Raw genomic sequence first — 12,850 nt, forward strand, 5'->3', positions numbered from 1 at the left:
GTTTCGGGGGAAGACGGACGATGAACGCTTCGCTGGCGGCGCTGGCCTATCTGGTTTCGGGGGTGTTGTTCATCCTGTCGCTGCGCGGGCTGTCCAGCCCGGAGACCAGCCGGCGGGGCAACACCTTCGGCATGGTCGGCATGGCCCTGGCCATCGCGGTCACCCTGCTGACGCTGGGGACGACGGGGACGCTGGACGGGCTGACGCTGGCCCTGATCGCGGGCGGCGTGATCGTGGGCGGCGGCGCCGGCGCCCTGATCGCGCGCAAGGTCGCCATGACCGACATGCCGCAGCTGGTCGCGGCCTTCCACAGCCTGGTCGGCCTGGCCGCCTGCCTGGTCGCCATCGGGGCCGTCTATGCGCCGGGCGCCTTCGGCATCCTCTCGGCCGACGGGACGGGCATCAAGACTCTGTCGATCGTCGAGCTGAGCCTGGGGGTCGCCATCGGGGCCATCACCTTCACCGGCTCGGTCATCGCCTTCGCCAAGCTGAACGGCAACATGTCCGGCGCGCCGATCCTGCTGCCGGCGCGCCACCTGATCAACATCGCGCTCGGCCTGGCGCTGGTGCTGCTGATCGGGGTGATGATCGGTTCGGGCGGCACGGCGACCTGGGCCTTCTGGGGCGTCTTCGTGCTCAGCCTGATCCTGGGCGCGACCCTGATCATCCCCATCGGCGGCGCCGACATGCCGGTGGTGGTGTCGATGCTGAACTCCTACTCGGGCTGGGCTGCGGCGGCGCTGGGCTTCACGCTGGAGAACATCGCCCTGATCATCACCGGCGCCCTGGTCGGGTCCTCCGGCGCCATCCTCAGCTACATCATGTGCAAGGGCATGAACCGCAGCTTCGTCAGCGTCATCCTGGGCGGCTTCGGCGGGGATGTCGCCGCCGGCGCGGGAGGGACCAAGGAGACGCGGCCGGTCAAGCAGGGCTCGGCCGAGGACGCCGCCTTCATCATGAAGAACGCCTCCAAGGTCATCATCGTGCCCGGCTACGGCATGGCCGTGGCCCAGGCCCAGCACGCGCTTCGCGAAATGGCCGACAAGCTGAAGGAGGAGGGGGTCGAGGTGAAATACGCCATCCACCCCGTCGCCGGCCGCATGCCCGGCCACATGAACGTCCTGCTGGCCGAGGCCAACGTCCCCTATGACGAGGTGTTCGAGCTGGAGGACATCAACTCGGAGTTCTCCACCGCCGACGTCGCCTTCGTCATCGGCGCCAACGACGTCACCAACCCCGCCGCCAAGACCGACCCCCAGTCGCCCATCTTCGGCATGCCCGTGCTGGACGTGGAGAAGGCCGGAACCGTCCTGTTCATCAAGCGCGGCATGGGCTCAGGCTACGCCGGGGTCGAGAACGAGCTCTTCTTCCGCGACAACACCATGATGCTGTTCGCCGACGCCAAGAAGATGGTCGAGGGGATCGTGAAGGGGCTCTAGCGATGGCGGCCGAACCCAAAACGCGCCCGACGGACGCCTCGGTCCCCGACTTCATCGCCGCGCTCGAGAACCCGACGCGACGCGCGGACGCCGAGGCGATCTGCGCCCTGATGGCCGAAGCGACGGGCGAACCGCCGGTGCTGTGGGGGCCGTCGATCGTCGGCTTCGGCCGCTATCGCGGCCCGACCGGCGACTGGCCCCTGGTCGGCTTCTCGCCGCGCAAGGCCAATCTGGTCCTCTACATCATGCCCGGTTTCGCCGAGCACGCGGACCTGCTGGTGCGGCTGGGCAAGCACAGGGCGGGGAGCTCCTGCCTCTATCTGAACCGGCTGGCCGACGCGGATCCGGCGGTCCTGCGCGAACTGATCGACCGTTCGATCGCCTCGCTGCGCGCGACATACGGCGGCTGACGAAGGATCAAAAGATGGCCCGCCCGACATGGGGGTCGAGCGGGCCGGCTCCGCCGACCCTCGCGGGGTCGGTGGCGGGTCGCGAGGGCGACGGCGGAGTGTCGGTGAAGAGGACCTAGCCTTCCAGGTCCTGGCCTTCGTCAGGCTCGGGCGCGCCCAGCATGTCGTCGGCGATCTTGTTGGTGGACTGGCGCACGGCCTTCTCGATCTGGTCGGCGATGTCGGGGTTCTGCTTCAGGAACTCGCGCACGTTCTCGCGGCCCTGGCCGATCCGGGTCGAGTCATAGCTGAACCAGCTGCCCGACTTCTCGATGATCCCCGCCTTGACGCCCAGGTCGATGACCTCGCCCAGCTTGGAGATGCCCTCGCCATACATGATGTCGAAGATGACCTCGCGGAACGGCGGGGCGACCTTGTTCTTGACCACCTTGACGCGGGTGGTGTTGCCGACCACCTCGTCGCGGTTCTTGATCGCGCCGGTGCGGCGGATGTCCAGGCGCACCGAGGCGTAGAACTTCAGCGCATTGCCGCCTGTGGTCGTTTCGGGGCTGCCGTACATCACCCCGATCTTGTGGCGGATCTGGTTGATGAACAGGACGATGCACTTGGACTTGGAGATGGACGCGGTCAGCTTGCGCAGCGCCTGGCTCATCAATCTGGCTTGAAGGCCGGGCAGGCTGTCCCCCATTTCGCCCTCGATCTCGGCGCGGGGCGTAAGCGCCGCGACGGAGTCGACCACCACGATGTCGACCGCGCCCGAACGGACCAGGGTGTCGACGATCTCCAGCGCCTGTTCGCCCGCGTCCGGCTGGGACACCAGCAGGTCGTCCAGGTTCACCCCCAGCTTCTGGGCGTAAACCGGATCCAGCGCGTGTTCAGCGTCGACGAAGGCGGCCACGCCGCCCTTCTTCTGCACCTCGGCCACGGTGTGCAGGGCCAGGGTGGTCTTGCCCGACGATTCCGGACCGAACACTTCAATCACCCGCCCGACCGGCAGGCCGCCGATGCCCAGCGCCATGTCCAGGCCCAGCGAGCCGGTCGAGACGCTCTCGATCTCGGCCACCTGTCCGGCCTTGCCCAGCTTCATCACCGAGCCCTTGCCGAAGGCGCGGTCGATCTGGGCGATCGCCGCCTCCAGCGCGCGCTGCTTGTCGCCGTCTTCCTTGCCCACCAATTTCAATGCCGCCTGTGAAGCCATCTTACCCGTCTCCCTTGCCATGATTCCCATCTGAAGCCTGGGAGAGACCCGCCATGGACCCGCCCCCGTTGTGGTGAGACGACTATGTGCACGGTTTGTTCGTGTTCACAAGATGTTCTCTTGATCAAAACGAGAACATTCCTTTTCAGGCGTCCGCTTCTGACGTGTCGGCCAACGGCAGGCGCAGGCTGAAGGTGAAGCCTTCGGGCGGATAGGCGAGGGCCGCCGAGCCGTCCAGGTCGCGATTGATCGCCGCCTCGATCAGCTGGGAGCCGAAGCCGCGCCGCGCCGGCGCGGCGACCAGAGGGCCGCCCGTCTCGACCCAGTCCAGCCGCAGGTGACGATCCGCCACCGACCAGTCCACGCGCACGCAGCCGTTGGGGGTCGACAGGGCCCCGTATTTGGCCGCGTTCGTCGCCAGTTCGTGAAAGGCCAGGCCCAGACTGAGCGTCTGGCGCGAATCCAGTCGCACGTCCGGCCCGCTCAGGCGCACCTGCTCCTCGGCGAAGGGGGCCAGTTCCTGGTGCAGCAGATCGCGAAGCCGGACGCTTTCCCACCGTCCCGCGGTCAGCAGGTTCTGAGTGTTCGACAGGGCCAGGAGCCGCGCCTCGAACAGCGGAATGAAGCTGGCCAGGTCGGGCGCGCGCCGCGCGGTCTGGCGGGCGATGGACTGGACGGTGGCCAGGCTGTTCTTCACGCGATGGTTCAGCTCGTTGATCAGCACGCGCTGCTGGCGTTCGCTGTCGGCCAGGGCGGCGAAGGCCTGGCGCCGGTCGGTGATGTCCGTGATGACCCCCGACATCCGCAAGGGCCGGCCCGAACGGCTGCGGATCAGCCGACCGCGCAGATGGATCCAGCGCCCGACGCCGGGAATGAACCACTCCTGGTCATAGTCTTCCTCTCCGGCCATGGCGCGGGCCAGGGCGGCGCGGTGGGCGGCGCGGTCCTGATCGGACAGGCGGTCGCCGATCTCGCTGGCGGTCAGTCTGGCGTCGGGCGCGATGCCCATGATCTGGCGGGCGCGGGCCGAGACGACCGGCGGCCTCAGCGGCAGCTGCGCCTCCCAGAAACCGACCCCGCCCGCGTCGACGGCCGACAGCACATTGGTCCGCTGGTCGAAGACCGAGGCGCCCAGGGCCAGGAACAGCACCGCGACCGATCCCGCCGTGACCGCGACCGCCAGCATCAGCGGAGAGGCGCCGGCGGCCCCGGGCGCCGCCTCGGCCGGGGTCAGGACCAGGGCGGCCATGCCGGTGTGGTGCATCGCCACGATGGCTGTGCCGAGCGCCCCGGCCGCCAGCGCGCGCCAGCGCAGGGTCCGGTCTTCGCGCGCGGCGAACAGCGCGGCGATGGAGGCGCCGACGGCGATCAGCACCGACAGGGCGACAAGGCCGGGACGGTAGTCCAGAACGGCGGCCGTGCGCATCGCCGCCATGCCGACATAGTGCATGGCGGCGATCGCCGATCCCATGGCCAGGCCGGCCGCGGCCAACCGAACGAAGCCCGCGCTGCGCCGGGCGGCGGTCAGGAAGGCGACCGCCGTGCCCGCTGTCGCGAGAAGGAACGAGGCCAGCGTCAGGCCGACGTCATAGGAGACGGGCGCGCCCGGATCGAACCCCAGCATGGCGATGAAATGCATCGACCAGATGCTGGCGCCCAGCGTCAGCGCCGCCACCGCCAGCCAGCGCAACCGCGCCGAGCCCAGGTGCGCCCGCATTCGATTGAACAGGTCCAGCGCCGTCCACGCGCCCAGGACGGCGACCGCCAGGGACAGGGTGAAGAACAGGCTGACGATCGGATGGTGGTGCAAGCGGAAGGCTCAGTCGGACGTTGTCTCAGCCATAACCCGGAAGCGGCGCCGGGTCGAAGTCCTTATTCAGGGAACGACGACGGCGTCCGCCGCCGGCGGCGGCTCGGCGGCCCGGCCCGCCAGCGACAGGCCGCATCCCAGCAGCAGGACGGCTCCGGCCGCCGCGGCCAGGGTGCCTCGCGCCGACGGCGCAGCCGGCGCCAAGGGCCGGGCCAGCATGGCCAGCAGCAGGGCGATCAGCCCCAGGGCGCCGGGCAGGTCCATGCCCACGCCCAGGAAGATCCCATGCCCGTATCCCAGCAGCCAGCCGCCGACCAAGACGGCGGCGACGACCGGCGGCGCCAGGGCGGCCCGCCGCGTCAGGCGCGCCCCGATCAGGGCGCTGGCGGCGGCGGCGAGGGCGGCGGCCAGTCCCGGCCAGATCAGCAGATGGGCCGCCTCGGGCGCGGCGGCCTGGGCGAGCGCGCCCGCCAGCAGGACCAGGCCGATCAGTCCCAGCCATCCGCCCCAATGTCCCTCGTCCTCTCCACGCGGCCAGAAGGTCAGGGCCAGGGCGACGACCAGGGCGCCGGCGCCGACCGGATCGAAACCGCCCAGGATCGCGGCCAGCACGCCCGCGACGATCAGCACGCCCGCGATCAGCCGCCGCCCGATCCAGGCGCGTCCGGCCAGCAGCACCAGCACCGCCGCCAGCAGGGCCAGGCCCACCCCCGCCTCCATCCACGGCAGCCGCCTGAGCAGGGTGTAATAGGTCTCGGGCGATCGATCCGGCGTCCGATCGGCCCGCCCAGAACCCGCACCGCCTGGGCCAGCACCAGCCCGCTGGACACCAGCCACAGCCCGCCGGCGACGCCCCGGCCGACATCGGCCCAGCGTAGCCCCGTCGCATGGCGCGCGCGCCAGGCGGCGAACCCGGTCAGCCCCGCCGCGAGCGCCAGCAGCAGCCAGCCGACGCCGGGCGCGTACCGCACCACCGCCAGGCCGAACAGGTCGCCGTACACCGCGTTCTGGGTCGCCCGCGGCAGCGCGTCCACGCGCAGGAAGTGATCCGCCGTCTCCAGCGCCAGCGAGCCGATGTGCTGCAGGCTGCCTTGGTCCAGCGCCTCGGGGGTCGAAGTCGGCGAATGGTACTGCGCCGGGCGGCCGATGAAGGCCAGGTTGACCCCGGCCAGCCCGCGCTGCGCCGCGATGGTGAAATCGGTGCCGTTGGGCATCAGCCGATAGACGAAGACGGCCAGGGAATCGCTGGACGGCCCGCCGCTGGCGTCGCGGGTCGCGCGGGCGAACTGGGCGATCGTCTCCGCATTGCCGGGGCCGGTCTCGAACATCATGGCCCGGCCGCCGCCGCCGCGCGCCTCCAGGTTCACCACCGCCCCGACGCGGTCCCGCAGCGGATGCTCGCTGAAGAAGGCCCGCGCCCCGTCCAGGTTCAGTTCCTCGGCGTCGGTCAGAAGCACGACCAGGGTGCGTTCCGCCGGACCGCGCGCCTTGATCGCCCGCACCGCTTCCAGGATGGCCGCCACGCCCGAGGCGTCGTCCGCGGCGCCGGGCGATCCGGGCACGCTGTCGTAGTGCGCCATCATCACCACGGCGGGCAGGGCGGGGTCGCGCCCGGGCAGGACGCCGACGATGTTGACCGCGCGCAGCCCCCGGGCGCTGTCGCCGCGCTTCTCGATCCTGGCCACGGCCGCCGGCGACAGCACGCCCGCCTGCAGCGTCGGCTGCAGGCCCATGTCGGTCATCCGGCCCAGAAGGTAGGCCTGGACCAGGGCGTGCTCCAGGCTGCCCACCGGATGCGGCCGGGCGGCGATGCGGCGCACGTCGGGCATGGCGCGCTCGGCCGAGAAGTCGACCGCGGGCGTGGACAGGGATGCGGGGCGGGGCGACTGGCTGGTCACGACGGCAAGGCCGAGGGCGGCCGCCAGGGCGGCGATCAGAAGGACCAGGCGCATGATGTTCCCCGTGACGCTTGGCCTAGACAATGGCCCGGGGGCCGCGCCGGACGCAAGCGCCTCAGGCGGCGCGGCGCAGGGAGGAGGGGGCCTTTACGTACAGGCCGGGGCGGCCGCTGACCGGACGGAAGGCCACGGTCTCGCCCTCCAGCCGTTCGTCGGCGCCCAGGAACAGGCAGCCGTCGTCGACCAGTCGTTGCTCCAGCCCGTCCAGAACCCGGGCGCGCCGGGCCGGCTCCATGTCGGTCAAGACGTTGCGGCAGAAGATGACGTCATGGCGGGCGTCGTCCACAGGTTCGTCCAACAGGTTGGCGCGCGCGAAACTGACCACCCGGGCCAGGTCCGGCTTGACCCGCCACTGGTCCTCTTCGGGTTCGAACCAGCGCAGCATGGTCTTGGCGGTCAGGCCCCGCTGGATCTCGAAGCCGGTGTAGCGGCCCAGTCGGGCCTTCTCGACCGCGCGATGCGACAGATCGGTGGCGACCACCTCGATGCGCGCGCCGGTCTCAAGGCCGGCCATGGCGATGGACCAGGCCTCCTGGCCGGTGGAGCATCCCGCCGACCACACCCGCACCTGGCCGGAGGGCCGCGCCGAGGCCAGGGCGGGCAGGAGTTCACGCTCGAACACCCGAAAGGGCGTCCGGTCGCGTCGGAACCAGGTCTCGGGATTCAGAAGCGCCTCGATCACCGCCCAGCCCAGGGAAGCGACGGGATGGGCCCACAGGTTCGTCAGCAGGGCCTCGACATTGGCGTAGCCCTCGCGCCGCGCGATGGGCCCCAGCCGGTGCTCGGCCAGCTGCATCCGCTCACGCCTCAGCCGATATCCGGCGCGCGTGGACATCAGCGTCTGCAGCTTGTCGAAGTCTTCGGGCGTCATGCGGCGATGGCCCCGACCTCCGCCAGCTTGGACTGCAGGATCTCGCCGTCGAACGGCTTCATCACATAGTCGTCCGCGCCCGCGGCCAGGGCCTCGGCGATCCGGTCGGGCCGGGTCTCGATGGTGCAGAACAGCACCTTGGGCCGGTCGCCGCCCGGCAGGCCGCGCAGCAGCCGCAGGAAGCTGAGCCCGTCCATGACCGGCATGTTCCAGTCGATCAGCAGCACGTCGGGCATGGCGCCGGTGCAATAGGCCAGGGCCTCGGCGCCGTCGGCGGCCTCGTCGACCTCGTAGCCCAGGCCCTCGACGATCCGGCGCGCCACCTTGCGGATGATGCGGCTGTCATCGACGATGAGGCAGGTGGTGAGGTCCAAGGCCAGATGCTCCCGAAGACGGCGCGCGTCGACTCGCCGAACCAACGCACCGCAAGATTATGTCCGTTCGGCGGTTAACGAGTCGTTGGGAAATCCTATCAGGCCGGCATCCGGGCGACCATGACGACGCGGCCGTCCTCAACCTCAAGATGCAATTCGCCGCCCGCTTCCCTGACCGTCAGCCACAGCCAGTAGGGTTGGATCCACTGGCCCGCCAGCCCCTCGGTCAGGCGTTCGCCCTTCAGGCCGGCCAGCGCCTCCGGCTTCAATCGCGCGCGCGCGCCTACAGCGAATCCTTCCAGGTGAAGACGCCCGTCCTCGACGCGGCTCTGCACCACAGCTTCGCCCCCCAGCGGCAGGGCGGCGACCGTCAGATAGGCCAGATTGACCAGGGCGCGGGCCTGGGGCTTGCTGAAATCGCCTTCCGCCACGCGCCAGTCCAGGGTCGCGCGTCCGCCGTCGGTCATGCCCGTGACCAGATCCTTCAGCTCCCGGGCGGTGAAGCGTTCGCTGGTCGTCGCCGCGCCGAAGGCGACGCGCGCGAAATGCACCAGGGCCACCATCTTCTGCGCGCTCTGGGCGATCAGGCCCAGGGCGTCGTCGCGCATGTCCTGCGCCGTCGGATCGTTCAGCAGGTCCAGGCCCGAGACGATGGCGCCCGAGGGGCTGATGAAGTCGTGGCACAGCTTGGCCGCGACCAGCGTCGCCAGTTCGGTCCCCTCGGCGGGCATGGGTTCGTGGGCGGAAGGGGCGACGTCGGTCATGGGCGCGGTCCGGGGCGTTCGGGTCACAGTTCGTGTCGGGCGCGAACCTGACGTGATTTGTCGGTTCATGGAACCGCCGCGATGCTCTATCGACCGCCCGATGACGACCCATTCCGACAACAAGCTGGCCCAGGATCTGAACTCCGGCGCCCTGTCCCTGGCCCTGGCCGAGATCGCCGAGGACGCGGCCCGCGTGATCCTGCCCTTCTGGCGCAACGGCGCGACGGTCGAGACCAAGGCCGACGACAGCCCCGTCACCCAGGCCGACCGCGCCGCCGAGGCGCTGATCCTGGAACGCCTGGCCGCCGCCTATCCGGGCGTGCAGACCGTGGCGGAAGAGGCGGTCGCCGCCGAGGGCGCGCCCGACGCGGCCGAGGGCTGGTTCTGGCTGATCGACCCGCTGGACGGCACCAAGGGCTTCATCCGCGGCGGCGAGGCTTTCACCGTCAACATCGCCCTGATCCATGACGGCTACCCGGTCGCCGGCGTCGTGACCGCGCCCGCCACCGCCACGACCTGGCGCGCCGACGCGCCCGGCGGCGGGGCGTTGCGCCGCCAGTTCGGAGACGTCCAGGAGGGCGAGGCCCACGCCGGCGCCGAATGGCGGCCGATCCGCGTGCGCGACCGGCCCCAGGAAGGGCTGGCCCTGCTCAGCCACAGCGTGACCGACGAGGAGGCCGCCCGCCTGGCCGCGCGGCACGGCTGCACCCGTTGGCAGGGGACCGATTCCTCGCTGAAGTTCTGCCTGATCGCCGAGGGGCGCTTCGACGCCTATCCGCGCTCCGGCCCGACGTCCGAGTGGGACACGGCGGCCGGCCAGGCGGTGCTGGAAGCCGCCGGCGGCCGCGTTCTGGCCGACGACGGCCAGCGCCTGGCCTATGGCAAGCCCCGCTTCCTGAACGGTCCGTTCGTGGCCATGGGCGGCTAGGCCGCCGCGCGTTCCTGCATCGGCGCCGCCTGGGTCGCCGGACGGCGGACGGGCAGGTCGAAGCTGACGGTGGTGCCTTCGCCGGGCGCGCTTTCCATCCGCATGGCGCCGCCGTGCATCTCGATCAGCGACTTGGTCAGGGCCAAGCCCAGGCCGGTGCCTTGGGTGGTCTTGGAATGCTGGCCCTCGACCTGTTCGAACGGGCGGGCCAGACGCACCAGGTCCTCTGGCGCGATGCCGATGCCGGTGTCCGTGCAGGCGGCGCGGACCCGTTGCTCCCCGTCCTCGCCGACGGAGGGGCTTAGCGTCAGGGTGATCGACCCGCCCTCGGGCGTGAACTTCACCGCATTGGAGATCAGGTTCAGCAGCACCTGCTTGACCCCGCGGTAGTCGGCCTCGATGTCGGGCAGATCGGCGGCGCGGACCGCGATGGTCAGGCCCGCCTCCTGCACCTTGCCCCGCATCAGCCGCACCGCGTCCTCGCAGACCTCCTTCAGCGACACCGGCTCGTAGTGCAGCGTCATCTTGCCGGCCTCGATCTTGGCCATGTCCAGAATGTCGTTGATCAGGCTGAGCAGGTGCTGGCCCGACTTCAGGATGTCGCCCGCATAGCCCTTGTAGCGGGCGTCGCCCAGCGGCCCGAACATCTCGGCGGCCATGATCTCCGAGAAGCCGTTGATGGCGTTCAGCGGCGTGCGCAGTTCGTGGCTCATATTGGCCAGGAATTCGGACTTGGCCTGGTTGGCCGCCTCGGCGCGGGTCATCGCGACCTCGTACTTGCGCGCCAGCAGGCTGAGTTGTTCGCGGCTGATCTCCAGCTGATCCACCATCTGGCGCAGGTGGTTGGCGGCGCGGTTCCGCTCGGCCTCCTGTTGCTTGATGGCGGTGATGTCGGCGGCGGTGACGACCGAACCGCCTTCCGAGGTGAAGCGCTCGTTCATCTGCAGCCAGCGGCCGTCGTTCAGTTCCAGTTCGCGCCGTCCCGCGCGGTTGTCGACCGGCGGGTGGTCGGCCTTGATCGCCAGGGCGGCGATGCGGTTCAGTTCGTCCTTCATCGCGCCGCGCCGGACCACGCCCGGCTCGAAGCCGAAGGCGTCCATGAAGGCCTGGTTCCACAGGATCAGCCGGCCCTGCCGGTCGAACAGGACGAAGGCGTCCGAGATGCTTTCCACCCCGTCGCGCAGCCGGCTCTCCGCCGCTTCGGCGCGGACCTTGGCGCGGCGCGCCTCGGTGATGTCCAGCGCCACGCCCAGGATGGCGGAGAAGCCGTCGTCGTTCCGCTGGCCGCGCGCCTGACCGCGCGCGTCGATCCAGCGCACCCCGCCCCGCTCCAGAGGCACGGGAAAGGTCACTTCGAAGGCGCCGTAGGCGGCGGCCTGGCGCAGGGCGTGGGCCACTTCGTCGCGATAGCGCGGGTGGATGCGCTCCATGACCGCGGCCGTATCGACCACGCCGCCCTGCGCGAAGCCCAGCATGGCGGCCATATAGTCCGACAGGGTGACTTCGTCGCCGTCCAGGTCCCATTCCCAAACCCCGCAACGGGCGGCCTCCACGGCGATGCGGAAGCGTTTTTCGGCCGAGGCGATGTCGCGGCTGGCTCTCGCGCGCCGCCAGCGCTGAAACAGAAGAAGGGCCAGGACGCCCAATCCCAGAAGCAGCGGGGCGGCCAGAACCCAGGCGTCGCTGAGCAGGGCCGCGACGCCCGCCGGCGGCGCAGGGCGAGCGGCCACGGCGAACAGGCCTGCGCCGGGGACGGCCGCCGCCGCCGTGGCCGCGGACCGACCCTCGACGGCGAGCGAGCGGGGCTGCCCCCCGGCCGCCAGTTCGGCTGGGGCGGCGCCGATCACGGCGGACGCCGGCTGGCCCGTTTCGTCCGACTGGGTCGAGGCCAGGATCAGGTCGTCCGCGCCGGCCAGCCGCAGGGTCGCTGCGCCGGGGCTCGGCGGCGACAGGACGATGCGGGCGCTCAGCCGCGGTCCGACGACAAGCAGGGCGCCGTCCGATGCGGCGCGGATCGGGCCGGTCCCGGCGCGGGCTTCGAACGCCTGGGCCTCGGCGCCAGTCACGGCCAGGGGCCGTCCGGCGGGGTCGCGCACGATGAAGGCCGTCGTCGGGGCCGCCCGCCGCGCAGCCTCGACCGCCTCGAGCGGCGCGCCGCCGGCGTTCAGCTTCGCCGCCCCCGCGTTCAGCCCGGCCTGGGCCGCGTCCAGCCGCAAACGGGTTTGGGCGGCCAGGAGAGCGGCGGCCTGGCTTACGGTCTCGTCGCGGAGCGCTTCGGCCTCGCGGGCCGGTCGTCCGACTTCGCGCGCGGCCAACAGCACATAGGCTGCGGCCGCCAGCGCCATGCCCAGGACGGCGACCCTCAGCCAGGCGGGCGTGCCGGCGGCGCGATCCGAGGCGCGTCGCCCCGGCGTCTGTCCGCGCCGCTCACTGCCTGGCAAGGCGATCTCCCGACCCCAATTCCTCTGCCAGGGGAATCTAGGCTGCGTCGCAGATTCGTGTCGAGGCTTGGTTTGCGGAGTTTTGCGTTCAGGCCGCCGCCGGCGCCTCTCCCGGCACGCGCGTGACGGCCTCGGTGATCTCTCGCGCCTGTCGCGCGAGGGCCAGCACGGGGGCGGCGCGTCCTCCGGGGAATCGGCCACCAGCACCATCAGCTGTTCCGCCAGATGCAACAGCCGGGGCGTGGCGGCGATCAGGCGCGCCTGGAACTCGATCCGTTCCGGATCCCGGTCGTATTCGGCCCCGGAACGCGCCATCCGCCCCAGTCCGCCGAGTCGGTGACGACGACCGGATAGCTGCCGGGGAAGGGGTGATGCAGGCAATCGTCCTCGGACTGCCATTTGTTGCGGGCCCGCATCAGACGCCATTGGTTCAGGTCGTTGGCGGCCGGATCGTCGACCGCCAGTTGAAGCTCCGCCCCGGCGAAGTCCCGCCCCAGGCCGACGTCGTAGGTGACGCGCACCGGTTCGTCGAAGCCCTTGGCCCACACGGGCTGGACCTTCTCGATATGGGCCCAGGCGCCGACGCATTCGACCCAGACCTTCTGGCCCTTCTGGAACTGCGCGCGCGCCATGGCTGGTCCTTCGTCCTGATCCGCC

Annotated in this window: 12 protein-coding genes; 3 read left to right on the forward strand and 9 right to left on the reverse strand. The window is 70.9% G+C overall.

Annotated features, from left to right (window positions below; translation table 11 throughout):
* The first annotated feature begins 20 nt into the window (after positions 1-20).
* Both MU852_RS13340 and MU852_RS13345 read left to right on the forward strand, forming a co-directional pair.
* Positions 21-1,439 (forward strand): NAD(P)(+) transhydrogenase (Re/Si-specific) subunit beta, encoded by a 1,419-nt coding sequence (locus MU852_RS13340; protein WP_249749966.1) that lies wholly within the window; start codon positions 21-23, stop codon positions 1,437-1,439.
* A 2-nt stretch (positions 1,440-1,441) separates the two neighbouring features.
* A complete protein-coding gene (locus MU852_RS13345; protein WP_249749967.1) occupies positions 1,442-1,849 on the forward strand; it encodes a DUF1801 domain-containing protein in 408 nt (135 codons plus the stop codon).
* Between the two features lie 115 nt (positions 1,850-1,964).
* On the opposite strand, the gene recA is transcribed toward MU852_RS13345, so the two are convergent.
* From recA to chpT, 7 genes are all read right to left on the reverse strand, one after another.
* The gene (recA, locus tag MU852_RS13350; RefSeq protein WP_249749968.1) at positions 1,965-3,047 is read right to left on the reverse strand and encodes a recombinase RecA; all 1,083 of its coding nucleotides are present in this window, start codon (positions 3,045-3,047) and stop codon (positions 1,965-1,967) included.
* Positions 3,048-3,192: 145 nt separating this feature from the next.
* Positions 3,193-4,857: an MHYT domain-containing protein gene (locus MU852_RS13355; RefSeq protein ID WP_249749969.1), complete on the reverse strand. Its 1,665-nt coding sequence runs from the start codon at positions 4,855-4,857 to the stop codon at positions 3,193-3,195.
* Positions 4,858-4,923: 66 nt separating this feature from the next.
* Positions 4,924-5,565, reverse strand: a complete 642-nt coding sequence (locus MU852_RS13360; protein WP_249749970.1) for a hypothetical protein — start codon at positions 5,563-5,565, stop codon at positions 4,924-4,926.
* On the reverse strand, positions 5,496-6,809 hold the full coding sequence (locus MU852_RS13365; RefSeq protein WP_249749971.1) for a M20/M25/M40 family metallo-hydrolase: 1,314 nt from the start codon (positions 6,807-6,809) through the stop codon (positions 5,496-5,498). The genes MU852_RS13360 and MU852_RS13365 overlap by 70 nt, the downstream gene beginning before the upstream one ends.
* Positions 6,810-6,870: 61 nt before the next feature.
* Entirely contained in the window at positions 6,871-7,686 is an 816-nt protein-coding gene (locus MU852_RS13370; protein WP_249749972.1) for a CheR family methyltransferase, read from the reverse strand.
* Complete coding sequence (locus MU852_RS13375; RefSeq protein ID WP_249749973.1) at positions 7,683-8,060, reverse strand: response regulator; 378 nt, start codon at positions 8,058-8,060, stop codon at positions 7,683-7,685. Before MU852_RS13375 ends, MU852_RS13370 begins: the two co-directional genes overlap by 4 nt.
* A gap of 98 nt (positions 8,061-8,158) precedes the next feature.
* Complete coding sequence (gene chpT / locus MU852_RS13380; protein ID WP_249749974.1) at positions 8,159-8,824, reverse strand: histidine phosphotransferase ChpT; 666 nt, start codon at positions 8,822-8,824, stop codon at positions 8,159-8,161.
* A gap of 100 nt (positions 8,825-8,924) precedes the next feature.
* Between chpT and cysQ the strand changes: the two genes are divergently transcribed.
* A complete protein-coding gene (gene cysQ, locus MU852_RS13385; protein ID WP_249749975.1) occupies positions 8,925-9,752 on the forward strand; it encodes a 3'(2'),5'-bisphosphate nucleotidase CysQ in 828 nt (275 codons plus the stop codon).
* Here cysQ and MU852_RS13390 read toward each other — a convergent pair.
* On the reverse strand, positions 9,749-12,193 hold the full coding sequence (locus MU852_RS13390; protein WP_249749976.1) for a PAS domain-containing sensor histidine kinase: 2,445 nt from the start codon (positions 12,191-12,193) through the stop codon (positions 9,749-9,751). The two genes, cysQ and MU852_RS13390, sit on opposite strands and share 4 nt — an antisense overlap.
* 251 nt (positions 12,194-12,444) lie before the next feature.
* Positions 12,445-12,825 (reverse strand): hypothetical protein, encoded by a 381-nt coding sequence (locus MU852_RS13395; RefSeq protein WP_430641152.1) that lies wholly within the window; start codon positions 12,823-12,825, stop codon positions 12,445-12,447.
* Positions 12,826-12,850 lie beyond the last annotated feature (25 nt).

This window comes from Brevundimonas albigilva, from assembly GCF_023503965.1.
GTDB classification, from domain to species: Bacteria; Pseudomonadota; Alphaproteobacteria; order Caulobacterales; family Caulobacteraceae; genus Brevundimonas; species Brevundimonas albigilva.

Coding starts and splice junctions, on each gene's coding strand:
- MU852_RS13340 (WP_249749966.1), top strand. CDS start 21: ATGAACGCTTCGCTGGCGGCGCTGGCCTATCTGGTTTCGGGGGTGTTG.
- MU852_RS13345 (WP_249749967.1), top strand. CDS start 1,442: ATGGCGGCCGAACCCAAAACGCGCCCGACGGACGCCTCGGTCCCCGAC.
- recA (WP_249749968.1), bottom strand. CDS start 3,047: ATGGCTTCACAGGCGGCATTGAAATTGGTGGGCAAGGAAGACGGCGAC.
- MU852_RS13365 (WP_249749971.1), bottom strand. CDS start 6,809: ATGCGCCTGGTCCTTCTGATCGCCGCCCTGGCGGCCGCCCTCGGCCTT.
- MU852_RS13370 (WP_249749972.1), bottom strand. CDS start 7,686: ATGACGCCCGAAGACTTCGACAAGCTGCAGACGCTGATGTCCACGCGC.
- chpT (WP_249749974.1), bottom strand. CDS start 8,824: ATGACCGACGTCGCCCCTTCCGCCCACGAACCCATGCCCGCCGAGGGG.
- cysQ (WP_249749975.1), top strand. CDS start 8,925: ATGACGACCCATTCCGACAACAAGCTGGCCCAGGATCTGAACTCCGGC.
- MU852_RS13395 (WP_430641152.1), bottom strand. CDS start 12,825: ATGGCGCGCGCGCAGTTCCAGAAGGGCCAGAAGGTCTGGGTCGAATGC.